General features: G+C 63.2%; 19 protein-coding genes, 1 tRNA gene and 1 pseudogene. 14 read left to right on the forward strand and 7 right to left on the reverse strand.

Features of this window, described 5'->3' with window-relative positions:
* Positions 1–14 precede the first annotated feature (14 nt).
* The 8 genes and pseudogenes from CLU85_RS05790 (at position 15) to CLU85_RS05825 (ending at position 8,266) form a co-directional block, all read left to right on the forward strand.
* Positions 15–2,533, forward strand: a pseudogene (locus CLU85_RS05790) (ABC transporter permease).
* Between the two features lie 73 nt (positions 2,534–2,606).
* Positions 2,607–3,038: a group II truncated hemoglobin gene (locus CLU85_RS05795; RefSeq protein WP_232727739.1), complete on the forward strand. Its 432-nt coding sequence runs from the start codon at positions 2,607–2,609 to the stop codon at positions 3,036–3,038.
* Between the two features lie 148 nt (positions 3,039–3,186).
* Complete coding sequence (locus CLU85_RS05800; RefSeq protein ID WP_100409458.1) at positions 3,187–3,780, forward strand: LemA family protein; 594 nt, start codon at positions 3,187–3,189, stop codon at positions 3,778–3,780.
* 19 nt (positions 3,781–3,799) lie between these two features.
* Positions 3,800–4,891, forward strand: coding sequence for a M48 family metalloprotease (locus tag CLU85_RS05805; RefSeq protein WP_100409459.1), 1,092 nt, complete (start codon positions 3,800–3,802; stop codon positions 4,889–4,891).
* A gap of 44 nt (positions 4,892–4,935) precedes the next feature.
* Positions 4,936–5,409 carry a RidA family protein gene (locus CLU85_RS05810; RefSeq protein ID WP_100409460.1) on the forward strand — a complete coding sequence of 158 codons (474 nt, stop codon included), beginning with the start codon at positions 4,936–4,938 and terminating at the stop codon, positions 5,407–5,409.
* Positions 5,406–5,819: a GFA family protein gene (locus tag CLU85_RS05815; RefSeq protein WP_100409461.1), complete on the forward strand. Its 414-nt coding sequence runs from the start codon at positions 5,406–5,408 to the stop codon at positions 5,817–5,819. The genes CLU85_RS05810 and CLU85_RS05815 overlap by 4 nt, the downstream gene beginning before the upstream one ends.
* An 11-nt stretch (positions 5,820–5,830) precedes the next feature.
* Positions 5,831–6,064: a hypothetical protein gene (locus CLU85_RS05820; RefSeq protein WP_100409462.1), complete on the forward strand. Its 234-nt coding sequence runs from the start codon at positions 5,831–5,833 to the stop codon at positions 6,062–6,064.
* Positions 6,065–6,268: 204 nt separating this feature from the next.
* Entirely contained in the window at positions 6,269–8,266 is a 1,998-nt protein-coding gene (locus tag CLU85_RS05825; protein ID WP_232727919.1) for a bifunctional 2',3'-cyclic-nucleotide 2'-phosphodiesterase/3'-nucleotidase, read from the forward strand.
* 137 nt (positions 8,267–8,403) lie between these two features.
* Here CLU85_RS05825 and CLU85_RS05830 read toward each other — a convergent pair whose 3' ends face one another.
* Positions 8,404–9,183, reverse strand: coding sequence for a Smr/MutS family protein (locus tag CLU85_RS05830; protein ID WP_232727920.1), 780 nt, complete (start codon positions 9,181–9,183; stop codon positions 8,404–8,406).
* Positions 9,184–9,341: 158 nt separating this feature from the next.
* Positions 9,342–10,055 carry a DNA repair protein RadC gene (gene radC / locus CLU85_RS05835; RefSeq protein ID WP_100409464.1) on the reverse strand — a complete coding sequence of 238 codons (714 nt, stop codon included), beginning with the start codon at positions 10,053–10,055 and terminating at the stop codon, positions 9,342–9,344.
* A 120-nt stretch (positions 10,056–10,175) separates the two neighbouring features.
* On the opposite strand from radC, the gene CLU85_RS05840 reads away from it, so the two are divergent.
* Positions 10,176–10,640 (forward strand): peptidylprolyl isomerase, encoded by a 465-nt coding sequence (locus tag CLU85_RS05840; RefSeq protein WP_100409465.1) that lies wholly within the window; start codon positions 10,176–10,178, stop codon positions 10,638–10,640.
* Positions 10,640–11,635: a 4-hydroxy-3-methylbut-2-enyl diphosphate reductase gene (gene ispH / locus CLU85_RS05845; RefSeq protein WP_100409466.1), complete on the forward strand. Its 996-nt coding sequence runs from the start codon at positions 10,640–10,642 to the stop codon at positions 11,633–11,635. Before CLU85_RS05840 ends, ispH begins: the two co-directional genes overlap by 1 nt.
* A 125-nt stretch (positions 11,636–11,760) precedes the next feature.
* Here the strand turns inward: ispH and CLU85_RS05850 are convergent, their stop codons facing one another.
* On the reverse strand, positions 11,761–12,477 hold the full coding sequence (locus CLU85_RS05850; RefSeq protein ID WP_100409467.1) for an HPP family protein: 717 nt from the start codon (positions 12,475–12,477) through the stop codon (positions 11,761–11,763).
* Between the two features lie 166 nt (positions 12,478–12,643).
* Here CLU85_RS05850 and CLU85_RS05855 point away from each other — a divergent pair, with 166 nt between their 5' ends.
* The 4 genes from CLU85_RS05855 to CLU85_RS05870 all read left to right on the forward strand — a co-directional run bounded on the left by CLU85_RS05855 (position 12,644) and on the right by CLU85_RS05870 (position 18,946).
* Positions 12,644–13,585, forward strand: coding sequence for a threonine/serine dehydratase (locus CLU85_RS05855; RefSeq protein WP_100409468.1), 942 nt, complete (start codon positions 12,644–12,646; stop codon positions 13,583–13,585).
* 335 nt (positions 13,586–13,920) lie between these two features.
* Positions 13,921–17,151, forward strand: a complete 3,231-nt coding sequence (locus CLU85_RS05860; RefSeq protein ID WP_198509142.1) for a DUF4347 domain-containing protein — start codon at positions 13,921–13,923, stop codon at positions 17,149–17,151.
* A gap of 355 nt (positions 17,152–17,506) precedes the next feature.
* Entirely contained in the window at positions 17,507–18,823 is a 1,317-nt protein-coding gene (gene serS / locus CLU85_RS05865; protein WP_100409470.1) for a serine--tRNA ligase, read from the forward strand.
* A gap of 33 nt (positions 18,824–18,856) precedes the next feature.
* Positions 18,857–18,946, forward strand: a tRNA-Ser gene (locus CLU85_RS05870).
* A 173-nt stretch (positions 18,947–19,119) separates the two neighbouring features.
* Here the strand turns inward: CLU85_RS05870 and CLU85_RS05875 are convergent.
* The 4 genes from CLU85_RS05875 to CLU85_RS05890 form a co-directional block, all read right to left on the reverse strand.
* The gene (locus tag CLU85_RS05875; RefSeq protein ID WP_198509143.1) at positions 19,120–20,088 is read right to left on the reverse strand and encodes an ImmA/IrrE family metallo-endopeptidase; all 969 of its coding nucleotides are present in this window, start codon (positions 20,086–20,088) and stop codon (positions 19,120–19,122) included.
* The gene (locus tag CLU85_RS23095; RefSeq protein WP_100409472.1) at positions 20,063–20,602 is read right to left on the reverse strand and encodes a hypothetical protein; all 540 of its coding nucleotides are present in this window, start codon (positions 20,600–20,602) and stop codon (positions 20,063–20,065) included. Before CLU85_RS23095 ends, CLU85_RS05875 begins: the two co-directional genes overlap by 26 nt.
* A 96-nt stretch (positions 20,603–20,698) precedes the next feature.
* Positions 20,699–24,103 (reverse strand): type I restriction endonuclease subunit R, encoded by a 3,405-nt coding sequence (locus CLU85_RS05885; RefSeq protein ID WP_100409473.1) that lies wholly within the window; start codon positions 24,101–24,103, stop codon positions 20,699–20,701.
* A 25-nt stretch (positions 24,104–24,128) separates the two neighbouring features.
* Entirely contained in the window at positions 24,129–25,841 is a 1,713-nt protein-coding gene (locus tag CLU85_RS05890) for a DUF262 domain-containing protein (RefSeq protein ID WP_100409474.1), read from the reverse strand.
* Between the last annotated feature and the right edge of the window lie 7 nt (positions 25,842–25,848).

Genomic DNA, 25,848 nt, shown 5'->3' on the forward strand with positions numbered 1-25,848 from the left:
CTAAGGTCCAAGCCATGAATCTGTCTTTTCTGCGCCTTGGCTGGCGCACTCTGGCCCGGGACCTGCGTGCGGGCGAGTTGCGTCTGCTCATCGTGGCGGTCACGTTGGCGGTGGCCGCGCTCACGTCCGTGGGGTTTTTTGCCGACCGCCTGCAAGGCGGACTCCAGCGCGACGCGTTGCAACTGCTGGGTGGCGATGCCGTGGTGGCCAGTGACAACCCCACGCCCGCCAGTTTCATCGAGCGTGCCAAGGCCCAGGGGCTGCAATCGGTGACCACGCTCGGTTTCCCGACCATGGGCCGCGCCAGCGATGCGCAGGGCGGTGCCAGCAAGCTGGTGGCCCTCAAGAGCGTGCCGCCCGGATACCCTCTGCGCGGCAGCCTCACGGTGGCCGATGCCCCCGGCGCGCTGGAGCAGCCCACGCGTGACATCCCGGCGCCGGGGGACGTGTGGGTGGACGCCCCGCTGCTCGAATCGCTCAACCTCGCCATGGGCGACAAGCTGCTGCTGGGCGATGCCCAACTGCGCATAGCGCGCATCATCGTCATCGAACCCGACCGGGGTGCGGGTTTCATGAGTTTTGCACCGCGTGTGATGGTCAACGAACGTGATCTGCCCGCCACAGGCCTGGTGCAGCCCGCCAGCCGCCTGACCTACCGCTTTGCCGTGGTGGGCCCGGCGCCTGCCGTGAAGGCGTTCAACGAATGGGCGGTGGCCGAGGCCAAGAAGCCCGAGGTGCATGGCGTGCGTGTCGAATCGCTCGAAAGCGGCCGTCCCGAGATGCGCCAGACGCTGGACCGCGCGCAGAAGTTCTTGAGCCTAGTGGCCCTGCTGGCGGCCCTGTTGTCCGCGGTGGCCGTGGCGCTGGCTGCGCGCGGCTTTGCGGCCGAGCACCTGGACGCATCGGCCATGCTGCGGGTGCTGGGCCAAAGCCAGCGCACCATCGCCGGCGCCTACACCACGGAATTCGCGCTCATTGGCCTGTTTGCCAGCGCGCTGGGCGTGGCGTTGGGCTACGTGGTGCATTACGCCTTTGTGCTGATGCTGGCAGGTTTGGTCGAATCGGCCCTGCCGCCGCCCAGCCTGTGGCCGGTGGCCTTTGGGCTGGGCATGGGGCTGACCTTGCTGTTCGCCTTCGGCCTGCCACCAGTGCTGCAACTGGCCCAGGTGCCACCCCTGCGCGTGATCCGGCGCGATGTGGGGGGCTCAAGCCCGCCTCGCTGGCGGTGCTGGGTATTGGCATTGCGGGCTTCGCTGCGCTGTTGCTGACGGTGAGCAGCGACATCCAGCTGGGCCTGATTGCCGTGGGCGGTTTTGCGGGGGCTGTGGCCCTGTTTGCGGGATTGTCGTGGGTGGCGGTGAAGCTGCTGCGGCGCAGCGTGAATGAGACCACCGCGCCGCGCTGGCTGGTGCTGGCCACGCGGCAGATCTCGGCGCGCCCGGCCTATGCTGTGGTGCAGGTCAGCAGCCTGGCCGTGGGTCTGCTGGCCTTGGTGTTGCTGGTGTTGTTGCGCACCGACCTGATCAGCAGCTGGCGCAAGGCCACCCCGCCCGACGCCCCGAACCGTTTTGTCATCAACGTGATGCCCGACCAGTCAGCGGCTTTTCAACAGGCGCTCAAGGACAGCGGCGTGGCCCGCTACGACTGGTACCCCATGATCCGGGGCCGCCTGGTGGCCGTGAATGGCAAACCCGTGAGCCCCGACAACTACACCGATGACCGCGCCAAGCGCCTGGTGGACCGTGAGTTCAACCTGTCCAATGCGGTCGAAGCACCGCCCCACAACCAGATCGTGGCGGGCCAGTGGAAGCCTGGCGAAGAGGGCGCCATCAGTGTCGAGGAAGGCATTGCCCAAACCCTGGGCCTGCAGATGGGCGACCGCCTGCAGTTCGATATGGGAGGCGTGCAAGAGGAGGCGCGCATCACCAGTCTGCGCAAGGTGGACTGGGGGTCCATGCGCGCCAACTTCTTCGTGATGTACCCCGTGGCGGAGGTCAAGGACGTGCCGGTCACCTACCTGGCCGCGTACAAGGCCCCTGAAACCCATGGTTTCGACAATGCGCTGGTGCGCCAATTCCCCAACATCACCAACGTGGACATGGGCGCCACCATTGCCCAGGTGCAACGCGTGCTGGAGCAGGTGATCCGCGCGGTGGAGTTCCTGTTCGCCTTCACGCTGGCTGCTGGCCTGGTGGTGCTGTTTGCTGCCGTCACGGCCACACGCGAAGAGCGTGCGCGGGAGTACGCCATCATGCGTGCCGTGGGTGCGCGCGCCAGCCTGCTGCGCCAGGTGCAGCGCGCCGAGCTGGTGGGTGTGGGCCTGCTGGCAGGCTTTTTGGCCAGCGCTGTGGCGGTGGGCGTGGGCTGGGCGCTGGCGCGCTTCGTGTTTGACTTCACCTGGACGGCAGCCCCCTGGGTGCCGCTGGCCGGCGCACTGGCCGGTGCGGTGTTGGCACTGGCGGCCGGCTGGTGGGGTCTGCGTGAGGTGCTGTTGCGGCCGGTGGTAGAAACGCTGCGCCGCTCTGCGGAGTAGGCGTTTTCCTTGTTTTGATATGAATTTGATAGCTGTAGGCGCTTTTTGAATAAGCGCTACAGCCCGTTTTGACATGAATTCTGACGCTGACATGAGAACCGGTGCGGGCGAGCCGGCAATCGCCGCCGCCACCCCCTTTGACTGGATGGGTGGCGAGGAGCGGGTGCATGCCCTCACCGAGCGCTTTTACGACCTCATGGACCTGGAGGCAGGCTATGCCGAATTGCGTGCTGCCCACGGCGACGACCTGGCCAGTGCGCGGCAGAAGCTGTTCTGGTTTCTTTGTGGCTGGCTGGGTGGGCCTGACCACTACCAGAGCCGCTTCGGCCACCCGCGCCTGCGCGCCCGCCACATGCCGTTTTCCATCGGTATCAAGGAGCGGGACCAGTGGGTGGCTTGCATGGACCAGGCCATGGGCGAGACGGGGGTGCCCGAAGCCCTGCGCACGCGCCTGAAAGAGAGCTTTATGGGCACGGCAGACTGGATGCGCAACCGGGGGGTATAGGTTGTGCGGTGAGCCTGTTGCGGGGCGGTTGCGGTTGCCATGGCCGTCGCGCGCTGACCCTGCGGATTCCCCCTTCGCTTTACCGGTATCGAAGACGGTTGGCGGCCCCGCTAAGATTTGTGCAGTCAAAACACAAAGGAGGTGGGATATGTCGGCAACTGTTTGGATCGTTCTGGGCCTGGTCGCTGCGCTGGTGGTGTGGGCGGTGACCGTCTACAACCGGCTGGTACAGCTGCGCAACCGCATCGCCAACGCCTTCGGGCAGATTGATGTACAGCTCAAGCGCCGGTATGACCTGATCCCCAATCTGGTGGAAGTGGCACGCGGATACCTCGCGCACGAAGCCGCCACGCTCGAAGCCGTCATCAAGGCCCGGGGCCAGGCCCTGGGGGCCGCTGCTGCCGTGCGGGCCACTCCACAAAGCGCCGATGCCATGGGGGCTCTGGCAGCGGCGGAAGGTGTGCTGGGTGGCAGCTTGGGGCGCCTGATGGTGGTGGCCGAGGCCTACCCCGACCTGAAGGCCGATGCCACCATGCAGTCGCTCTCCGAAGAGCTGACCAGCACCGAAAACCGCCTGGGTTTTGCGCGCCAGGCCTACAACGACCAATCGCTGGAATTCAACGACGCGGCCACCCAGTTCCCTGACCTCATCGTGGCGCGCCTGCTGGGGTTTGTGCCCGCCCCCATGCTGGCGTCCACGCAGACGGACGCAGAGCGGGTGGCGCCCTCGGTGAAGTTCTGACCTTTTCTTCCGTGCCCGTATGAAGTTCTGGGACCATCAGCTCAACGCACGCAGCGAAACCCGCCGCCTTTTGCTGGGCTTTGCGGTCGCGGTCGTGGTTTTGGTGGTGGCAGTGCATGCCGCGCTGGCGCTGGCCTGGCTGCTGATGACGGCGGTGCTGCCGGTCAGGCTGCCTTTTCCGCAGGGTTTTCTGGCGGCCAATGTGGGGGTGTCGCTGCTGCTGGTGCTCGGCGGCTGGTGGGTGGAGACATCCAATCTGCGCGCAGGCGGCGTCAGGCTGGCCCAGCGCGTAGGCGCGCGCGAGCTGCGGCCCACGCTGTCGCACGCCGAGCAGCGGCTGTCCAACGTGGTCGATGAGCTGTGTATTGCCGCCCACATGTCCCGCCCGCAGATCATGGTGATGCCACGCACCGATGCCATCAATGCGTTCGCAGCAGGGTGGGATGAGAGCGACGCCGTGGTGGCCGTGACGCAGGGTGCGCTCGACTACCTCACGCGCGATGAGATGCAAGGCATGGTGGCCCATGAGCTGAGCCATCTGCATGAGGGCGACACGCGCCTGAAGATGCGCTTGGCGGGCATGGTGTTCGGGCTGGAGCTGGTCTACCACTTTGGCGACACGATGCGTGAGCGGCGCGGCCTGGCGTGGTGGTTCGGTTCGGCCATCATGGTGGCGGGTTTTGCGGGGTGGCTCACCGGCCGCATGCTGAAAGCTGCCGTGTCGCGCCAGCGCGAGTACCTGGCCGACGCGCGCGCCGTGCAATGGACACGCAGCCGCGACGGCCTGGGCGGTGTGCTGCGCAAGGTCATGGCCCAGCGCCGGGACACCCCGGTCGGGTATGCCGAGAACCCCGCCCACACTGGCCTGGCCCATCCGGCCGTGCAGCACATGCTGCTGGTGGATGTGGACGGTGGCAGCCGCATGGAGCGCTGGCTGGACACCCACCCCACGCTCGACGACCGCGTGCAGCGCGTGTATGGCCGCCGCATGCAGCCCTTGCCCGCAGTGCCGGTGACGGCAGGGCCCGAGTCTGCGCGGCGTGATACGGGCGTGGCGCCTGGCGCGGTGTCGATCGCCTCGCTGGTGGACCCGTTTGCGCGCTTCATGTAAGCCACAGAGCAGACCGCAGGTTTTTTTGCAGGAGACTCATTTCAATGTCACGCGACGCACGATTCCAGGAACAAGCCCAGGCCCTGGGCTACCGCTTTGATGGTGAGATCAAGATCGGCGGCAACTATGCACCGCTGGTGCGCGATGGCCACCACATCTACCTGAGTGGTCAGATCCCCCGCGTGGGCGACACCGTGGTGGTGACAGGTGCGGCAGGGTCGGGCGCCACGCTGGCCGATGCGCAAAAGGCTGCCAAGGTGTGTGCCCTGCGCGCGCTGGCCTTGCTGCAGCGCACGCTGGGCTCGCTCGACGCCGTGCAGTCCATTTTGCGCATCACCGTGTACGTGCAGTCGGCGCCCACCTTCACCCAGCAAAGCGAGGTGGCCGATGGGGCTTCTGACCTGCTGTTTGCCGTGCTCGGCCCCGCAGGGGCCCACACCCGCACCTCGGTGGGTGTGCTGCAGCTGCCCAAGAACGCCACGGTCGAGGTGGACCTGATCGCGTCGGTGGTGCCATGACGGCACCCGCTGCGGTGCACCAAGGCAGCTGCCTGTGTGGCGGCGTGCGTTACGAGACCACGGCGCCGTTGCAGGGCGCATCGCACTGCCACTGCTCGATGTGCCGCAAGGCGCATGGCGCGGCGTTTGGCAGCTACGGCAGCGTGTTGCGCGAGCACCATCGCTTCGTGTCGGGCCAAGGGCTGGTGCGCACTTACCGGTCTTCACCCCAGGTCACGCGCACGTTCTGCTCGGTGTGTGGCTCGCCGCTGCTGTGGCACAGCGAAGGTGCCCACGCCGACTGGGTGGCCGTGCCGCTGGGCACCCTGGACACCGCCTATGACGCCCCGCCCCAAAAGCACATCCACGTGGCCTCCAAAGCCGCGTGGGTGGTGATTTGCGATGGCTTTCGGCAAGAGTCCGAAGGATAGATCGGTACCCCGTGCAAGCACCGCCGAAGCCCCACCCCCGCTTCCATGTTTTTGGCCGCATCGTCGAGGTTCGGCGCGAAGGCGCGCTGTGGCAGGCCTATCGTGTCGGCGCCGATGGCAAACGCACGCCTTCGGCCTTTGTGATCCCCGACTTTGTCGAAGAGCATGAGCTGGCGCAGTTTCTCGAAGACCTGTTCCACGAAAGCGCCTCGCCGCACAACGGCGACGTGCACCGCGTCGCTTGAGTCGCCGCATGGCGCGCGGGCCACAGCGCGCGGCACGCGGTACGGGTGTTGCGGCCACGCTGCCCAGCTGCCACGTCACACCGTTGTCAAACCCGGCCCAGACACTCAGGCCCTTGTTTCAATTCGGGACTGTTCATGTCTGACCGCACTCTGGGCTTTCTGATTTCTCCCTCGCGCGTTTCGCGCCGAGTGGCCACGCTGGGCATGGTGGCACTGGCTGCCTCGCTGGCCGCCTGTGGCGGCGGTAGCGACAATGCCAGCACCAATGCAGGTGCCACGGCCACGCTGGCCGTGCTGGAGACCACCGACCTGCACTTCAACGTGCGCAGCTACGACTATTTCAAGCTGGCCGAGGACAAAAGTTACGGCTTTGAGCGCACCGCCACGCTGGTGCGCGCTGCGCGCAAAGAGTTTGCCAACACCTTGCTGGTGGACAACGGCGACACCATCCAGGGCACGGCGCTCGCCGACTACGAGGCCACCGTCAGCCCCATCCCGTGCACACAGCAGCTGTCGATGTACAAGGCCATGGGCGCGCTCGGCTTTGATGCGGGCACGCTGGGCAACCACGAGTTCAACTACGGCCTGCCCTTCCTGAACCAGGTACTGGGCGGCGGGCTGGAGGTGGACGGCGTGGAGGCGGGCAAGAAGTGCGCGGGCGCTGGCTTTCCGATGGTGCTGGCCAACGTGGTCAGCAACAAGACCCAAAAGCCGCTGGTGCAGCCCTACACGCTGCTGGAGCGCACGCTGGTGGCCAAGGGCGCGGACGGCAAGGAAGTGAAGCTACCCATCAAGATCGGCGTGATCGGCTTCACCACGCCCGGCATCATGAACTGGGACAAGCGTTACCTGGAAGGCAAGGTGACCACCCAAGGCGCGGTCGAATCGGCCAACAAGTACGTGCCCGAGCTGCGTGCCAAGGGTGCCGACATCGTGGTGGCGTTGCTGCACGGCGGGCTCGACAGTGCCGCCTACTCGGCCACCATGGAGAACCCGGGCCTGTACCTCTCGAAGGTGGCCGGTATCGACGCGATGGTGATGGGCCACCAGCATGGCGTGTTCCCTGACACAGCGGCCACGCCCGGCTTCAACCTGCCCGGCGTGGACCACAAGGCGGGCACCGTCAACGGCGTGCCTGCGGTGATGGCCAGCTCGTGGGGCAAGGCCCTGGGCGTGGTGCAACTGGCGCTGCAGTGGGATGGCGCCAAGTGGGCCGTCAACAAGACCGCCAGCAAGAGCGAGTTGCGCAACATCCAGAGCAAGAATGCTGCGGGTGCCACGGTGACGGTGGATGCTGACGCCGCCATCGCCCCGCTGATCGACACCCAGCACCAGGCCGCCATTCAGTACGTGAAGACGCCGATTGGCAAGACCGACTTCCGCATGAGCACGCTGTTTGCCGACGTGGGCGACCCCGGCGCGATCCAGATCGTGAACCAGGCGCAGCAGGCCTATGTGGCGGCGTACCTCAAGGCCAGCCTGCCGCAGTATGCGCAGCTGCCCGTGCTGTCGGTGAGCGCACCGTTCAAGAGCGGCTTTCAGGGCGGGGCCGACTACACCGACGTGGCGGTGGGCCCGCTGGCCATCAACAACGCGGCCGACCTGTACCTGTACCCCAACACGGTGTACGCGGTGAAGGTGAACGGCGGCGACATCAAGAACTGGCTGGAGGCTGCGGCCAAGCGCTTCAACCAGATCGACCCAGCCAAGACCGGCGAGCAGCAGCTCATCAGCACCTTCCCGGGCTACAACTTCGACATTTTCACCACGGCCGATGTGCAGTACGAGATCGACGTGACCCAGCCTGTGGGCAGCCGCATCAAGAACCTGGCCTACCTGGGCAAGCCCATCGACGTGGCGCAGGAGTTTGTGATTGCCACCAACAACTACCGCGCCACCAGCGGCAAAAGCTTCATCGACAAGCTGGACGGCTCGGGCACCATCTGGGCCTCGCCCGACGCCAACCGCGACGTGGTGATCGACTACATCCGCAAGAACCCGGCGGTGACCCGCGCGGCCAATGGCGCCGCCAAGAGCTGGCGCTTTGCCAAGGCCACAGTGGCCGGGCCGGTGGTGTTCAGCTCGGGTGCCAGCGCGCTCAGCGTGGCGCAGGCGGCCGGGCTGGCCCATGTGTCGCTATTGGCAGCCGATGATGGGTCGGGCAAGGGTACGTCGAAATACGGCGTGGACTTGTCGAAATAAGCATCAGTCTCTCGCTGCGGGGAACGTGGCGGTGCGTGCCTTCGCCGCGCCGCCGCAGCATGTTCTGCTGATCGGTTTTGAATTGCTCTGTTTTTGATAGCTTTAGGCGCTTGTGGTTCAAGCGCTTGCGGCTATTTTTATGAATTTTTGCGCAAAACGGGTTGCAGCAGCACCACCAGCGCCCCGGCGCCCCCATCCATGGGGCGGGCCTGCACAAAGGCCAGCACCTCGTTCTTTTGCACCAGCCAGCGCTGCACCCGGCCCTTGAGCACGGGGCTTTTGCCGGGCGAGCCCAGCCCCTTGCCATGCACCACACGCACGCAGCGTATGCCTATTTTGTGGGCGTGGCGGATGAAGTCGCCCAGCGCCTCGCGCGCCTCGTCCACGCGCAGGCCGTGCAGGTCGAGTTGGCGCTGGATGCTCCAGTGGCCGGACCGAAGGCGGCGCGTCACCTCCACGCCAATGCCGGGGCGGCGAAAGCTCAGTTGGTCATCGGTGTCGAGCAAGGTGCTCACATCGAAATCGTCGCTGATGGATTCGAGCAGCACCCGCTCTTCGTCCAGCCAGTGCTGCACCGGCAGCGGAGGTGGCTTGTGGCGGCGCAGGCGCGCCACGTTGGGGTTGCGCAGCGGGGTGACGGGGCCCACGCTGCGGCTGAAGAGGTGGCGCTCGGCCTCGGCCCGGGCTGTGGCCTCGCGGCGGGCTTTGGCCTCGGCCTCCTGGCGTTCCTGGTCCTCGCGCAGGCGGCGTGCCACGGTGGCCAGGTCCTGCAGCTGGGTGATGCGTTCCCCCGCCCGGCGCGGGGCAGGTGGCGCGCGGCGCCGGGGCTGTGGCGGCTTTTCTCCGGCGGCAGCAGGGGCGTGGGCATGGCGAATGGGTCGCATCGCGGCCTTGGCCGCTGTCTTTTTGTCGGCCATTCCAGCACGCCGGGCCGACCTGGGTTCGGTAGGCGCCGCAGGGTCAGCGCCAGGCTCGGTGGCGGCGATGGGGCCTTCTTTGTCGCGCGCAGCGCGTGCTAGCGCGGCCTGCAGCGCCGTTGCGGGGGGGGGGGGAGGGGGTGCGGGTGTCGGGGCAGTCACACCAGTCCCCTTTCTGCCATCGATAGCGCCTGGCCGGGCGCCACGATGACATGGTCGAGCACACGCACATCCACCAGCGCCAAGGTGGTTTTGAGGGTCTGCGTCAGCGCTTCGTCGGCACGGCTTGGCTCTACGCTGCCGCTGGGGTGGTTGTGGGCCAGCACCACCGCCGCTGCCTGGTGGTGCAGCGCACGTAGCACCACCTCGCGCGGGTACACGCTGGTCTGCGTGAGCGTGCCGCGAAACAGCTCCTCCATGGCCAGCAGGCGGTTTTGCGCATCGAGGAACAGCACGGCAAACACCTCGTGCCCCTTGGCCGCCAGGTGCAGCTGCAGGTAGTGCTGGACGGCACCGGGTGAGTCGAACACCTCGCGTTCGCGCAGCTGCTGGGCCAGGGCCCGGCGCGCGAGTTCGAGCACGGCCACCAGTTCGGCGCGTTTGGCGGGGCCCAGTCCCTTGATGCGGGTCAGGTCGGCCGCGCTGGTGTGCAGCAGCCCGGCAATGCCGCCGAAGCCGCCACTCACTTTGCCGCTGGTGGCATCCAGGCTGGGAGGGTCGAGCAGCTCTTGCGCCATCTGCAGCACGCCTTTGCCCACGATGCCGGTGCGCAGCAAGATGGCCAGCAGCTCGGCGTCGGCCAGGGCAGCGGGGCCACGCGCCAGCAGCTTCTCGCGGGGCTGGGCATCGGCAGGCAGATTTTTGATGGCCATGGCGCTTGGGAAACGAAGGTGGAGGGTGGGGCAGAGGGCTGGGAATCGACCCCCAAGCGAACGCCGCTGATAGGGCTTTGCCTGGTTTTCTACAATGCAGGCCAGTTTATCGGGACTTTCATGACCACTATCGACACTTCCCTTCCCACCGTTCAGCCCGGCTCCTTCCTCACGCTGCACTACCGCCTGGCTGGCCCAGCGGGGGATGTGATCAACACTTTCACAGACAAACCCGCCACCCTGTCGCTGGGCACGGGCGAGTTGTCGCCCGCCATGGAGCAGCGCCTGCTGGGCCTGCCCGAGGGCACGCGCACCACGTTCGAGCTGCCAGCGGGCGAGGCTTTTGGTGAGCGCAATGCCGACATGCAGCAGTGGGTGGCGCGCAAGCTGATGAACGAGCTGGGCGACCCCGACGAAAAATACAACGTGGGCGATGTGGTGCAGTTCCCTACACCCGATGGGCAAGGCAGCTATGCCGGCGCCGTGATGCAGGTGCGCGACGATGGTGCGATGCTGTTTGACTTCAACCACCCGTTGGCTGGCCAGCCGGTGACGTTTGAAGTGCAGCTCATCGGAATTCTGTGATGCAGGCGCCCCAGGAAATCCTGCTGGCCGAGCCGCGCGGCTTTTGTGCAGGCGTGGACCGTGCGATCGAGATCGTCGAGCGCGCCATTCAAAAGTTCGGTGCTCCCATCTATGTGCGCCACGAGATCGTGCACAACACCTATGTGGTGAACGACCTCAAGGCCAAGGGCGCGATCTTTATCGAAGAGCTGTCGGACGTGCCACCCGGCGCCACGCTGGTGTTCAGCGCCCACGGCGTGAGCAAGGCCGTGCAGCAAGAGGCCGTGGCGCGCGGCTTCAGCATTTTTGACGCTACCTGCCCGCTGGTGACCAAGGTGCACGTCGAAGTCGCCAAGCTCGCCAAAGAAGGCTACGAGTTCATCATGATTGGCCACAAGGGCCACCCCGAGGTGGAAGGCACCATGGGCCAGCTGGACCACGGCATCCACCTGGTGGAAGACGTGGCCGACGTGGCCCATGTGCAGCCCGCGCAGACCGCCAAACTGGCCGTGGTCACGCAGACCACGTTGAGCGTGGACGATGCCGCCGAAATCTCGGCCGCCGTGCGTGCGCGCTTCCCGAGCGTGCGGGAGCCCAAGCAGCAGGACATCTGCTACGCCACCCAGAACCGGCAGGACGCCGTCAAGGTGCTGAGCCCGCAGGTGGACGTGGTGATTGTGGTGGGCAGCCCCACCAGTTCCAACAGCAACCGCCTGCGCGAGCTGGCCGCCAAGCTGGGCACCACGGCCTACATGGTCGACAGTGCGGACGAGCTGAAGGGCGAATGGTTTGATGGCACCGCCCGCGTGGGCCTGACGGCGGGTGCCTCGGCCCCGGAAATCCTGGTGCAGCAGGTCATCGACCGCATCAAGGCGCTGGGTGCGGTGTCGGTGCGCACCATGGCGGGCATTGAGGAAACCATCAAGTTCCCGCTGCCCAAGGGGCTCAAGATGGACGCGTCCACGGGCCTGGAAATCCGCCAGCGCATGCCCGAGACCGGTCCGGCCGCGCATTGACGGCGGGGGAAAGGTGCCAGGGCATTGAAGCGTAGGGGGGTGAATGCTCCTGAATAAATAGCTGCTAGCGCTTATTCATCAAGCGCTTGAGGCTGTTTTTACTTGAATATCTGGTGGTGGCTTCTTCATAGCGGCATGGCTGGCCCGCTCCAGAGATCCAGCGGTGGGTCTGCCGCCACCGCACGCAGGATGTCGGTGCGCGAGATAAACCCCGACAACACCCCTGCGTCATCGGTGACCGGCAGGCCGGGCAGGCCAGTGTCCAGCAGCACTGCCGCTACACGGCGCAGTTCGGTGTCGGGCGCCACGGTGGGCACGGGGCTCACCATCACCTCGGCCACCGGGCGGCGCGCCAGATCGATGGCCTGTTTGACGGCGCCGGGCTCGGGCAGCAGGTCCAGCGGTGCCATGTCGGCCCGCAGCAGCAGCCCGATCACACGGCCCAGCGCATCCACCACCGGGGCCTGCGCCACCTTGTGCTCGGCCAGCGTTTGCCAGGCATCGTTGACGCGCGCATCCGGCGGCACACTGAGGGCGCCGGGTGTCATCACATCGCTGACCTTGGTGAGGGGCTGGCGGGCCACTTGGGGGCCGTGCCCGGTCTGGGCATAGGCGCTCACGGCATCCTGCATGCGCAGGTTGACGGCAGCGGGCGCTGGCGCGGTGTGGGCTGCGATGGGGTGGGGTGGGGCGTTGAAGACAGGCGTGGGCTCGCCGGACACATCCATCGCCCGGGTGTGTAGCGCCTGGGGCCGCTGCACGCGCCGCACTGGCGAGATCTGCGACAGGTTCTCCGGGCCACCCCGGTACATCTGCCCCGACGGGCCGAACACAAAGAACATGCTTTTCCTCCTGCTGGCAGGCCTGCGAAGGGCGTTCGCGTGGGGCTGCGCTGTCCATGTTATCGGCAGTTGCCCCGTGTGCATGTAGCCGCCGTTGTATCGGTGTGTTGTGGGCTGCCCCTACACTGCCTTCCTTTTGTCACACCCTGTCCTACGGAGCCCCTGCATGATCGATCGCGCCGCCATTGCCGCCGCCCGCCGCCAACTGGCCACCCAGCCCGACTTTCTGCGCGCCACGCCCCTGATGCGTGCGTCTGGCCGATCCCTGGGGGTGGACTGCGGCGAGGTCTGGCTCAAGCTGGAGCACTTGCAGGTGGGCGGCAGCTTCAAGGCGCGCGGCATGCTCTACCGCCTGCTGGCCAACCCGGTGCCCGACAGCGGCGTGATCATCGCCTCGGGCGGCAACGCCGGCATTGCTGTGGCAGCCGCCGCCAAGGCGCTGGGTGTGCGCTGCGAGGTGTTTGTGCCCGAGGTCTCTCCCGAGGCGAAACGCGCCCGGCTGCGCGCTTTGGGCGCTGAGGTGGTGGTCACGGGCGCGGCCTATTCCGAAGCGTTTGACGCCTGCGTGGCGCGCCAGCAAGCCACCGGCGCATTGCAGGCCCATGCCTACGACCAGCCCGAGGTGGTGGCCGGTGCAGGCACCCTGGCGCTGGAGCTGGAAGAGCAAGCAGGCCGCCTCCCCGACACGGTGCTGGTCAGCGTGGGCGGCGGCGGCCTCATCGGCGGCGTGGCGGCATGGGTCGAGAGCCGCGCCCATGTGGTGGCCCTGGAGCCCGAGCGCGCGCCCACGCTGCATGCTGCGCGGGCGGCGGGCCAGCCGGTGGATGTGGCGGTGGGTGGCGTGGCCGCCGATTCCCTGGGTGCCAAGCGCATCGGCGCTATTGGCTGGGAGGTGAGCCAGCGCCATGTGCACGATGCCTTGCTGCTGCCCGATGACGCCATCCGCGCCGCCCAGTTGTGGCTGTGGAAAGAGCTGAAACTGGCCGTGGAACCCGCTGCCGCCCTGGGCCTGGCAGCGCTGCAAACCGGTGCGTACCGCCCCCAGCCGCAGGAGACCGTGGGCCTGATCCTGTGTGGTGCCAATTTCGACCCGGCCAGCCTCGGTTGACTCAGAAGTAGCGTAAGCCACTGACGCAGCCCATGCCATTGCACCTGTAGAGCTGGCTTGGCCGGGCCGCCGGTTGCTTCCCTTTGGGTTGGGGGGCGCGAAGCGATTCCGTGGGACTGTGATATCCGCATCAGGGCGTGGGCTCAATACAGTGCACGCTGACATCCACTAGCTCAGCAGTCCCAGACTGCTCGTGCCTTGCGCTTGGAATCGTAACCCTGGAACTTCAGAGAGTGTTACGCTTGGTAGCATTCTCTTGGCCTCCCCCTACTCGGATAGCTTTTCTAATGCCGCAATTTTGTTTGATAGGGGGCACGCATTTGCGATCAGCGCTGGTGCTGGCTGTCTCCAGTGTGCTGTTCTGGGGCAGCGCTGCTGCAACGAGTCTGGCCGCCTCTTCAGTGCGCGCACCTGAACGCAACGAAGTCGCGTTGATCGACGTCGCACTGCCCGATAGCCGGAGCCTCGAAGCCGGTATAGCGCTCGGTGTCAAGGTGGTGCGGTTTGATAGCCGCAGAGACGGTCTGGCGGACATTGCGCATTGGGCTGCTGGCCAGAAGGAACTGGACGCGATCCATGTCCTTTCTCACGGATCGGCTGGCGTGGTGAATCTGGGCACGGTCCCGTTGACGCGGTCTTCGCTGGAACTGGATCAGACCCGTTCCCAGCTGGCAGCCTTAGGGGGCGCCTTGAAGAAGGGTGGGGATCTGCTCTTCTACGGCTGCGAGGTGGCCGACGGCGTTGGGCTTGGCGTGCTGCAGGCGATCGCTGACGCCACCGGCGCAGATGTGGCCGCTTCGACGGACCTGACAGGCGCCGCGAGTCGAGGCGGCAACTGGGTTCTTGAGAGACACATTGGCCACATCGAAGCCCAATCCCCGCTGAGTGCCAGGGCCATTGCCGACTACGACGGCCTGCTCATTTCCGGTAACGGCACGGCCGACGGCGACTACGATTTTGGCGGCACCCTGAGCGTCGCCCAGAGCGGCGCCAACGCCGGCTTCAAGAAGCTCAACGACAAACTGCTGGTCAGCAGCTTCCTGATCAAGGACGGCACCCAGCTGTATGCCAACGACGGCAATGCCAATTCCGACGGTTCCGTCATTACCGCCGTGTTCAAGGCCGAAGGCACGACAGTGGCCAAGACCTTCACCTTCAATGACTTCTCGATGAGTGTCACAGACCCCGGGGGCGCGCATGTGCGCTATTTTGACCAGCTCGAAGTCCTGCTCAAGGATAGTGCCGGCAATGCCATAGGGTCGGTCTACAAGATCGCCAACGGCGCGACGCCGACCATGGGCACGGGGATTACCAAGCTGAGCACGCTGCTCAATGGCGGCAACGAGTGGTCGGTCAACGGCGTCGCTTCGGTGACGGTCACGGCCAGCCTGGTGCTGAACGCCACGCCCGGCAAGCAAGGCGGCTACGGCACTGAAATCAACTTCATGTCCATGAAGATGAGCAACATCACTGCGGTAGCGAGCAACGTCGCCCCCACCTTTGTTGGAGCCTCCACAGCGCTGAGCGTGGGGCAGAACAGCGGCGACGTCGACGTCAGGAGCTTGCTGCACGCGAGCGACAGCGATACCGGCCAGACCCTGACTTGGGCGCAGTTTTCCGCGCCAGGGCATGGCACGCTGAGCTTTAGCGGCACCACCGGTTCCTCGGGCAGCACCGACCTCACCCCGGGCGGCACCATTGCTTATGCTCCGACGGCAGGCTACGCTGGCACCGACTCGTTCACGGTGCAGGTCAGCGATGGCACGTCCAACGCCATTCGCACCATCACCGTCAATATTACGCCGACCACGCCCGGCGCGCCCGACCTGGCGGCAGGCAGCGATAAGGGCAGCAGTTCGACTGACAACCACACCAATGAGAGCAGCCTGACTTTCTCTGGCACCAGCGCTGCTGGCGACTCCACGAGTTCCGTGCGGGTATTCCTGGATGTCAACAATAACGGCGTATACGACGGCGGCGACGCTGCGGCGGCAGTCACTGTCAGCAACGGCGCCTGGACCGTCACCGGCTTGTCCACCAGCGGCTTGGCCGACGGCGCCTACAACGTGTATGCGATCACCACCTCGGCCATCGGATCCGTCAGCAGCGCCCGTAGTTCCGGCCTGACCATCACCATCGACAAGACCGCTCCAGGCGCGCCGATCAACCAGATCGTGCTGGGCGCCAGCTCCGACAGCGGCAGCTCCAACGTCGACAACATCACCAGCGTCACCAATCCGGTCATGCGCGTGAACCTTGCGGGCACCAATGCTGTGGCCAGCGATACGGTTGAACTGCTGCTGGGCGGCGCGTCGCTAGGCACACCTGTGGCCGCTGTGTTCACTGGCACCGACATCGCCAATGGGTTTATCGATCTGGCTGTTACCAGCGGTGCGCTGGGCGCTGATGGCAATAAGACCTTCACCGCCAGGATCACAGACGTGGCCGGCAATGTGGGCGCAGCTGGTGGGAGCCGCATCATCGTGCTCGACACCACCGCTCCGGCTACACCAGCCACACCCGTCCTTGATTCGGCGAGCGACAGCGGCAGCTCGAATTCGGACCGCATTACCAGCAATGCCACCCCCGTCATCAATGGCACGGCGGAAAACGGCAGCGTCGTTACCCTGTACGACAGCAACGGCACCACCGTGTTGGGTTCGGCGGTAGCCACTGGTGGCGCCTGGAGCATCACCACCAGCGCCCTTGCCAATGGCATCCACAACCTGAGCGTCAAGGCGAGCGATGTGGCAGGTAACGTCAGTGCTGCATCCGGGTTGCTGCCTGTCACCATCGACACGCGGCCATTGGTCTTTACCAGCGCCACTGCAGGCGATGGGCAGGTCACTCTCGTGTGGAGCAGCACGGCGGCCAGCGTCATTGGCGTATACACCGTGACAGGCACGCCAGCGGGCACCTGCACTACCAGCACCACATCCTGCGTCGTATCAGGCCTGACCAACGGCACGACCTATCAGTTCACGGGGACAGTCAGTGGCGGTGGTGGTATCGCCTCTGCCCCGATCAGCGCAACACCGGTACGCACCGAGTACACCGGTCCGGTGCCGGGCGTCCCCGGCAATGCTGCGGTCGCGATCACTGGTGGCGGCACCCACTGCACGTTGACGTCAGCGGGTTTCAATGCGGTGGTACCACCCAACGCTCCGGTAGACGCTGCCCAGCCGGTTGGCGTCTTTCGTTTCACCGCCGTGGGCTGCCCGGGCGATACGCTCTCTATCAGCCTGACCTATCCCCAGCCCTTGCCTGCGGGTGTGCGTTTCCTCAAATTTGGCCCACCTGCAGCGGGCCAGCCAGCATCATGGTTTGAGCTCCAGGCGGCCGACTATTCGCTGAGCAATGGTGGCCGTACGGTGACCTATAGCGTCACCGACAACCAGGCTGGAGATTCGAACACGGCAGCTGGTGTCATTGACGATCCATTTGCGCCCATGGTTTTCCTGGCGGCGGCAGGCGTGACCGGTGTGCCGGCGCTTTCGCAGTGGGGCCTGATGCTGATGATTCTGGTGGTGGGATTGATGGGGTGGCGCATGCATCGCTTGGGTTGATGGGCTGTAGCGAATAGCAGCCTGAAGTTAAGCGTGCCCCCTGGGGGTGTCTATTGATTCGGATCGCTTTCCTTCGCTGCGGGCGTTGGAATTGCCCCATTGAAGCAATACGCATCGCTTGTGAGCTTTTACGCGGCAGCGATATCGGTTTGGCTCGTCCAGACATACCAGCCTAACGAAGTTGCTCGTGGGTTCTCTCTGTTCACCAGTTGGCAAGCGCCTTAACGCCGTAGGCTGGGCGGCCAGAGAGATGCACGAGGGCTCGCAATCACTGGGGCGTCTCTTTTGGTCGTAAGGCGCAAAGTGGCTCGGGGGGCTTCGACACCCGGCTCAACGGGGCGTCTAAAATCGCGCCATGCTTGACATCCTTCTCCTCCGCAAAGACCTCGACACCGCCCTCGCGCGCCTGGAAACCCGTAAAAAGCCCCAGGCTTTCCTGAACGTGGAAGCATTCCAGGCCCTGGAGTCCGAGCGCAAGACGCTGCAGACCCGCACTGAAGAGCTGCAGGCCCAGCGCAATCAGCTGTCCAAACAGGTCGGCATGTTGATGAGCCGGGGCGACAAGGACGGCGCTGAAGCCATCAAGTCCCAGGTGGCGGCTGGCAAGGCAGAGCTGGAGCAATCCGCTGCGCGCCTGGAGCAGATCCAGGCCGAACTGCTGGCCATGCTGGTGGCCGTGCCCAACCTTCCGCACGAATCTGTGCCTGTGGGCAGCGACGAGTCGGGCAACGTGGAAGTGCGCCGCTGGGGCACGCCCGCCACCTTCGCTTTCGAGGTGAAGGACCACGTGGATTTGGGAACTCCGCTGGGCCTTGATTTCGACATGGGCGCCAAGCTCTCGGGCTCGCGTTTTACCGTGATGAAGGGGCAGATCGCACGCCTGCACCGCGCGCTCGCCCAGTTCATGCTGGACGTGCAAACCACCGAGCACGGCTACACCGAGTGCTATGTGCCCTACGCCGTGAACGCCGATTCGCTCAAAGGCACGGGCCAGTTGCCCAAATTTGAAGGCGATTTGTTTGCCGCAAAGAAGGGTGGCCAAGATGGCGAGCCCGTGCCCGACAACACTGCGCTGTACCTCATTCCCACCAGCGAGGTGCCCCTGACCAACTTTGTGCGCGATGTGGTCACGCCGGAGGCCGACCTGCCCATCAAGCTGACGGCCCACACGCCGTGCTTCCGCTCTGAAGCGGGCAGCGGCGGGCGCGACATTCGGGGCCTGATTCGCCAGCACCAGTTCGACAAGGTCGAGATGGTGCAGATCGTCCACCCCGACAAAAGCTACGAAGCGCTGGAAGAAATGACCGGCCACGCAGAAGCCGTGCTGCGAAAGCTGGGCCTGCCCTACCGTGTGATGAGCCTGTGCACGGGCGACATGGGTTTTGGTGCCGCCAAGACCTACGACCTGGAAGTGTGGCTGCCCGCGCAGAACACCTACCGCGAGATCAGCTCGGTGAGCAACTGCGAAGCCTTCCAGGCCCGCCGCCTGCAGGCCCGCTTCAAGAATGCCCAGGGCAAAAATGAGCTGCTGCACACCCTGAACGGCTCCGGCCTGGCCGTAGGCCGCACGCTGGTGGCAGTGCTGGAGAACAACCAACAGGCGGATGGCAGCGTCACGGTGCCTGAAGTTCTGCGCCCCTACCTGGGCGGTATGGCGGTGTTGACCCCCTGAAAACCTTGCTATACTCGCAGGCTTCGACACACAGGAGAGGTGGCAGAGTGGTCGAATGTACCTGACTCGAAATCAGGCGTAGTAGCAATACTACCGTGGGTTCGAATCCCACCCTCTCCGCCAGTATGCACAAAGGTTTGTTGCTATTAATTTAGCAGCAAACCTTTTTTGCTTTATGAGTCATGTAGCCACCATGTAGCCAGCGGTACAGGGTTATGTGGCATGTATCCCGCTCTGCATCAACCAATGCACTTCGGCAATTTGCCGCGCCGGGGCCATTCGGGGTTTGCTCGGGTTCAACGCCCCGCTGCTTGAGGCTGTTCGTATTTCGTATGGGCAGTCAGCCCTAGCAGCGCCTCGACTTGACCTGCAGCGCGCATGACCTGGTACAGGTCGATCTGATCGAGAGTCGTGTCATCTTGTACATGCGCGGACAAGTAACTTTCAGACTTGCTGAGCACTCCGTTACGGGCGCAGACGATGTAGGAGACCGATTCCGCCTCCAGTTCTTTCTGTGAATGCTGGAGGGGTGGGCGCTCAGGCACGTTCAGGTATCGGTCTTTCCCCAAATGCCCCAGAAACAGGTGGCCCAGTTCGTGCGCCACCGTGGCGAACTGCACGTTGTGTTCATGGTTGCGGTTGACGGTCATCTGGTAACTGCTGGGCGAATCAACCTCCTTCGCGCGCACCGTCACCCTGATGGAGCCCGCATTGCCATCGCCTGCATCCACTTCATGCCATGCGATGTGCTTTTTGACCATTTTCTTGGCGTAGCTTTTCAGGGCGGCGGCGTCCATGGCACCGTGGGCGGCAAATGCGGCAACACCATCGGGGAGTGGGTCGCCCTCCGTATCGGCCACGTCATACACCAACGCCACTGGTCCAAACGGCCACAGTATGAGTAGTGGCCGTGCCCCGTCCTTCACGATGCGGTTGAACCGCTCAAACCAGTCCATGCGCGATGCTGCGTACAGCAGTCCGGGCTTTTGAACCTGCAAAAGCATGGCGTTGAACGGCGCAAAGTTGCGCAGCCGAATCACAAAATGGAGCAGCGCACGGAAGTCTTTTCCAGTGCGGTACAGCTTTGAATCAGACAGCAACTGATCCAGCAGTGTCCTGGCTGCTTCGGTCTCCAAAAGATCCATTTGCTCCACGACTTCTCCATTGCGATTGCGAAGTGGGAAATACCGATGGCCCGCATCACCTGTACCAGGAAGGCAAACTTGAGTCCTGATCGTCTTAAGGAATACGCTTGCCTGTCTCATCCAGGTGAATGGTTTCTCGTCCGTAGTTAAAGCGCGGCGCATCCATATCTGGCGGCCCAAGCAACAATCGCCCGCCGCACTCATGTTGAAACCCCCTGCAAACCCCGTCGTCATCAAAATTGAAAGGCAGGGTGTGTACGCTACTGCAGGTCAAGCATCGGCATTCCGTCCCGCGAGTCTGGGCCAGCCGGATCTGCCCGCGCAGTTCGTTTGCTCGCGTTTGTAGAGCGCAGGCGCGCTGCCCAAAGATTCTTGATACCCAGCGCTTGGTCCTATAGCCAGTTGTGGAAAAGGTAGCATTCAGCGCATCCAGTTCCGTCTGCAGTGACTCAATCTCAGGTTGGGCGCCCTCCACGTCACGGGGATTGCGACAGTCGCTGCACCATCTCATCTCGCGGTGGCCATTGACCGTGGTTCCATCCGCAAAGTGATATGCCAGCGTGATGCGCCGGAACACCAAAAACCCGCGATAGTCGCAGTCGGTGCAACTGAGGGGGCCGTCGGGCATCGACATAGTTTTGCCTTTTCAAATTAATCGATCTAAAAGTAGGGCGTGTCTATATCTTCCCGAGCTTCCGCGTCGCTCGACGTAGCGCCACACTGCCAACTACTAGATTTCGCCCGAAATTTGATTGCTAACACTCTGCTGCCAAATATGCCGATACACCAGCTGCGCTATGTCCGCCTTGTCATCCGGCGAGTAAGGAGGCTCGGGTAGCGTTTGATAGATATGGTCCAAAACGAACGTTTCCACCTCGGCCTGGGTCTGCTCTTTTTCTGTCCAGCGGTCCAGTGGGGTAATGACCGCTAGCACGCCTGCCAACAGATCCTTGCTGGCCTGCTTGATTCGTTCCCGTTCAGTCTTGGACAGACCTTCCCGGTGCACTAGATCGAACAACGCCAATTGGTCCTCGCTGAGCCCTTCCGCTATCGCCCGACTTTGCTCCGCAGTCAAGTCGCTGACAAGGGCTGTCAGCTTGGCAAAAGTGTCTTCCACTGTGGCCCGGTCTTTGTCCTGGTTGTAGGCGGAGATGATGTTCTGGTAGACCTTCTCGTAGTTCATTCGCAGCGGGTTGCGAGCCAGCATCTGCGCCAGTTTTTCTTCAACGATCTGCCGGATATCCTCAATCACCGTGGCCTTGCGCTTCACCTTTTTGGCAAACTCGTCACGGAGCTTTTCCATGTTGATCTGCGACAGGTCCACAGTCAGCCCACTTGCCTGGTCGCTACCCACTCCTTGGGCTGCAATGGCCGTGTTGACGATGCGGTGCAGTACCTTGAGCAATTCGCTTACATCGGCAGTGTCGCGGCGTTCATTCAGTTTCTTGTAGATGGCTTCAAGGTTGTCGTGGCGTTCTGCGTATATCAGCGCCGAGGGCTCCACCAGCAAAGCCTTGAAGCGGCCGAACACCACGCGACACAAAATTTCGTAACGTCGCTTGGCCTCATCGCTGGTGTAGACAGAATCCACCGCATCGGCCAATAACTGGATGCGACCAAACCCTTTGCTGCCCAGCAGGGTGCTGGCATCAAAGCCCAGCCCAAGCAAATGCGCTTCAGTTACAGTAATGGCATCGGCTAGGGCTGCGACCCGTTCCTCAATCGGAGCCACGATCTCGGCGGGTCCCCCATCGTCGCCAAGGGCATACTGCGCCAACGCTTCGCGCAGGCTTTTGAGCATGCCGTTGTAGTCCACGATCAGGCCAAAGTCTTTGCCGGGGTACACCCGGTTGGCGCGGGCGATGGCCTGCATCAGCGTGTGCGCCCGCATGGGCTTATCGATATAGAGCGTGGACAAACACTCCACGTCAAAGCCAGTGAGCCACATGGCACACACCACCGCAATACGGAACGGGTGCTTCGGGTTTTTGAACGCGGTTTCCACATCCACGCGCTGACCGTCGGCAGTCTCAAACCCCAGCTTCATCACCGAGCGGTGGGGAATGATGTCAAAGTCCCATCGCTTGAAGTCCGCCACCTCGTTTTGGGCTTCACTGATGATCAACTCAATGATGGTGTCATCCATCCACGCAGCCTTGGCCAAGAGTCGGTCGCGCTGGGCATGTAGCACCTGGCGTGCTTCGTTGTCTGCAGTGGAGGCAATCGTTGCCAACTTGGCTTGTGCCCCTGCGCGCACTGCAGCGGCCTTGGCCTTCCACAGTGGCTCGATCAGCTTGAGCATGCGGGCGCAGGTGATCTTGTCAATGCACACCATCATGGCCTTGCCTGCTTCCCATCGGGTGCTGCAATGCTCAACAAAGTCGGTGGCTATCCGTTTGAGCCGGTCATCCGCTGTGATGACTTCGTAATCCTTGCCCAACAGCTTTTCGAGCAAGGCGGTTTGATCCGGGTCCAAGTCAGATGCATCCACAGCCGCCGCAATCTTTTCGTTCAAATCAAGCTTGGCCAGGCCCAGTTTCTCGCCCCGGTTCTCGTAAACCAGCTTTACTGTGGCGCCATCTTCTTCGCTGCGCTTGAAGTCGTAGCGCGACACATAGTCGCCAAAAATCCGTTTCGTCAGCTGGTCGTGCTTGAACAGTGGCGTGCCGGTGAACCCAATGAAGGCCGCGTTGGGCAACGCCATGCGCATGGTGCGGGCCAGCTTGCCAGACTGGGTACGGTGCGCTTCGTCGGACACCACAATGATGTCGTCGCGCGCACTGTAGGGCTCATCGGGCGCCACGTCTTGGTTGAACTTGTGGATCAGGCTGAATACATAGCGGTGGTTTTCAGACAACAGGCGCTGCAGTTCGCGGCCAGAACTGGCCCGTGGGGTCTGCTCGTCCGCCACGCCACACCCGATGAAGGTCTTGTATATCTGGCTGTCCAAGTCATCCCGGTCGGTCATCAGCACAAAGGTGAAATTGCCCGGCACGGTTCGCCGCACCTTCTCGGCAAAGAACGCCATGGAATACGACTTGCCGCTCCCCTGGGTGTGCCAAACGACGCCCAGACGGCCAAGGTCGGGGTGGGCGCGCTCAATAATTTGCAAGTATTTGGGAGACGGCGCCTCGGCAGCGATGGGGTACGCGCTCTGTGGCTCGTTGGCGGCCTGGTCCGATTCGGCGTAGGGCAGCTCAATCGTGCGGTAAGTCAGGCGCTTAGCCGTAGGGAACTCGCGTTTCAATGCCTCCTGGTGCACCACAGAAGCCACCGCCTGGTTCACCCCCAGCAACTGGTGGTTGCGCGCCACCACCTTGCGCACGGCACCCGCCTTGCTGGCGTCAAACAGAATGAAGTTTTCCAGGATGTCGAGCAGGCGGTCCTTGGCCAGCATGCCATTCAGCAGCACCTCTGCGGCCACATTGCCCACATCGCTTTCGTGCAGGCGCTTCCATTCGCCAAAATGCTCCCAGGTGCTGGTGATGGAGCCAAAGCGGGCGTTGTGCCCGTTGCTGACAATCAGGAAGGCGTTGTGGTGGAAGGCATGGGCCACCACGTTCTCGTCCATGTAGTCGCGTAGGTTGCCGTCAAAGCCAGCGCGGATGTTTTTGTACACCGCCTTCAACTCGATGAACACCAGCGGCAAACCATTCACAAAACACACCAGGTCGGCCCGGCGGTTGTAATTGGGGGTGCGCAGGCCAGTGAGCTTGAGTTCGCGCACCACCAGAAAACGGTTGTTGGCAGTGTTGCGAAAGTCCACCACCGCCGCCTGCGCATGGCTCAGCTGGCCCTGGGCGTTGCGGAAGCTTACCGGCACACCATCGCGGATCAGTGCGTGAAAAGCCCGGTTGTGCTGCAACAGCGAACGTGAAAAGTCGTGGTGGGTGAGCTTGGTGATGGCCTCTTCAATCGCTGGCGGCGGAAGCTGGGGGTTGAGCAGGCACAGTGCAGCGCGCAGGTCGCGCACCAACACCGCCTCGCGCTCATTGGCGCGCCCCAAGGTGCCCGTGGGGCCAAAGGTTTCCTGGTTCCAGGCATACACGCTGTCCCAGCCCAGCATCTTCTCCAGTTGCTCCGCAAAAGTGGCCTGCACCAGGCGGTCTTCGCTGTTGATGTCGGTGTAGGCCATCCCTTGTCCTCCCCAATGTCGTTTGTTATTCGAGCTGTTCGGCTGCCAACGCTTCGGCGGGTGTCATTGACCGCAACTTGACGTTTAGCGCCATGGCAATAGCTTTGGAGCGCTGATGAATAAACCGGTCGTAGTCGTCCGCATTGACTCCATAGCGTTCTGCATCCTGGATCAGGTGCGTTTTCAGGGTGTCGGCCAGCGCTAGATTGGTCTTGGCAAACTTCTCTGTGTACTCGCTAGGCGCCTTTTTGCCGATACGGTGCTTGTTGGAATAGCCGTCAATCAGCGTGATGTTGGCGATAAGGTTGGGCTGCTTGTCTTTGTCAAAACTGGCCAGGTACGCTTTAGGAAAAAAGTGGTGGTAATTGCGGCTGGTTGCAATCTTGAGGTTGCTGTTGTCAAGAATCACCACGCCATTGGTATCAAACGACTTCGGTTGCTGATAGGCCAACAGGCACAAGATGGCCTTGCAATAACCATTGCCAGCCGAGAACCAAGTTTCGGCAATTTTCTGGGGTGTTACTGAAAGCTCACTGCTGGAGTAGTTGGGTGCAGTGCCTTTGACAATGGTGTCCATCTTGTTGAAGTCTTCGCTCAACTTCGACTCGGTGCCCGAGTTGTAGCGCTCCGTCAGCCCAGCCCAGTAGTAAAACTGCTCCAACAGTTGCACCTGTTCAATGCTCGGTTTCTTGTTGGCGCTGGCGTGGAAGAAGTACACCAGTGGCACCACCAGCGCTGGGTATGGAACCAGTTGCGACACCGGCACCCGCAGTTCCGACCGAATGAAGTCAATGGCCATGAAAAGTGACGCCTTCATGGGCTCCCACTTCTCAATAAACGCCTCGCGCCGAATCTTTAGGATGTCTTTGCTGCGCACCGCGCGCAGGGTAATGGCCGCGACGCACTGCATGATGATGGACTCAGGCAGCGTCTCGAACTTGGCAGACACCAGGCACTGTTTGTCGTCATCCGAGCCGTCACGCAGCAGTTCGTACTTTTCAGCCAAATCAAATTTCTTGGCCTCGTCATAGGTCTTGGCCACCATGATCTCGAACACCGTCAGCGACTTTCCGCCGGTGTTGATGCGAGAGAACACCTCGCACGCCACCTCAATCGGGTAATCCTTGATCGTGATCGTGGAAAAGTCGTAGTTGGTCAGCTTGTTCTTGTACGTCTCAATCAGCTTGAGAGTGTCGCGGTTGGGGAACTCATCCAGCAAATCGGTCACCTGGCTGGTCAGCACGCGGTGCACCGAAACATAACGCTTGCCCTTCTGCTGCTCGGTCACCACGATCTGCTCGTCGTTCTCCGGGTCATGGTCCAGATTGATGAAGATGTCGCGGTAATCCACTTCCTTGCCATCCTTGGTGATCCGAATGCCTTTGCGGATGGCATAGAGCGAGGTAATGCGCTGCTGCCCATCCAGGATGTACTGCACGTAGTCGCCCTTGTCGGTATCTGGCAGCTTGTGGTTGCCGACCTCCTTATAGCTGCGCAGTTCCTCCTTGGTCTTCCAGAAAATGAAAGTACCAATCGGGAAGCCCTTGAGGATGGAGTCAATCAGCTTGGCCGATTGCTCCTTCTCCCACACAAACTCGCGCTGGAACATCGGCAGCTTGATCTGCCCGCTGTCGATTTCCACGAAAAGCGCTTCGTACTTTTTGTTGTGGTTGTCGGGCTGAAGCAGTACCGGCTTGTCGGAGGCGGTGGCAGGCGCTGTGGTGGTGCTGTCGTTCATTTTTGGG

Source organism: Acidovorax sp. 69 (assembly GCF_002797445.1).
Classification (GTDB): Bacteria; Pseudomonadota; Gammaproteobacteria; order Burkholderiales; family Burkholderiaceae_C; genus Acidovorax.

Coding starts and splice junctions, on each gene's coding strand:
- CLU85_RS05795 (WP_232727739.1), top strand. CDS start 2,607: ATGAATTCTGACGCTGACATGAGAACCGGTGCGGGCGAGCCGGCAATC.
- CLU85_RS05800 (WP_100409458.1), top strand. CDS start 3,187: ATGTCGGCAACTGTTTGGATCGTTCTGGGCCTGGTCGCTGCGCTGGTG.
- CLU85_RS05805 (WP_100409459.1), top strand. CDS start 3,800: ATGAAGTTCTGGGACCATCAGCTCAACGCACGCAGCGAAACCCGCCGC.
- CLU85_RS05810 (WP_100409460.1), top strand. CDS start 4,936: ATGTCACGCGACGCACGATTCCAGGAACAAGCCCAGGCCCTGGGCTAC.
- CLU85_RS05815 (WP_100409461.1), top strand. CDS start 5,406: ATGACGGCACCCGCTGCGGTGCACCAAGGCAGCTGCCTGTGTGGCGGC.
- CLU85_RS05825 (WP_232727919.1), top strand. CDS start 6,269: ATGGTGGCACTGGCTGCCTCGCTGGCCGCCTGTGGCGGCGGTAGCGAC.
- CLU85_RS05830 (WP_232727920.1), bottom strand. CDS start 9,183: ATGGCCGACAAAAAGACAGCGGCCAAGGCCGCGATGCGACCCATTCGC.
- radC (WP_100409464.1), bottom strand. CDS start 10,055: ATGGCCATCAAAAATCTGCCTGCCGATGCCCAGCCCCGCGAGAAGCTG.
- CLU85_RS05840 (WP_100409465.1), top strand. CDS start 10,176: ATGACCACTATCGACACTTCCCTTCCCACCGTTCAGCCCGGCTCCTTC.
- ispH (WP_100409466.1), top strand. CDS start 10,640: ATGCAGGCGCCCCAGGAAATCCTGCTGGCCGAGCCGCGCGGCTTTTGT.
- CLU85_RS05850 (WP_100409467.1), bottom strand. CDS start 12,477: ATGTTCTTTGTGTTCGGCCCGTCGGGGCAGATGTACCGGGGTGGCCCG.
- CLU85_RS05855 (WP_100409468.1), top strand. CDS start 12,644: ATGATCGATCGCGCCGCCATTGCCGCCGCCCGCCGCCAACTGGCCACC.
- serS (WP_100409470.1), top strand. CDS start 17,507: ATGCTTGACATCCTTCTCCTCCGCAAAGACCTCGACACCGCCCTCGCG.
- CLU85_RS05875 (WP_198509143.1), bottom strand. CDS start 20,088: ATGAGACAGGCAAGCGTATTCCTTAAGACGATCAGGACTCAAGTTTGC.
- CLU85_RS23095 (WP_100409472.1), bottom strand. CDS start 20,602: ATGTCGATGCCCGACGGCCCCCTCAGTTGCACCGACTGCGACTATCGC.
- CLU85_RS05885 (WP_100409473.1), bottom strand. CDS start 24,103: ATGGCCTACACCGACATCAACAGCGAAGACCGCCTGGTGCAGGCCACT.
- CLU85_RS05890 (WP_100409474.1), bottom strand. CDS start 25,841: ATGAACGACAGCACCACCACAGCGCCTGCCACCGCCTCCGACAAGCCG.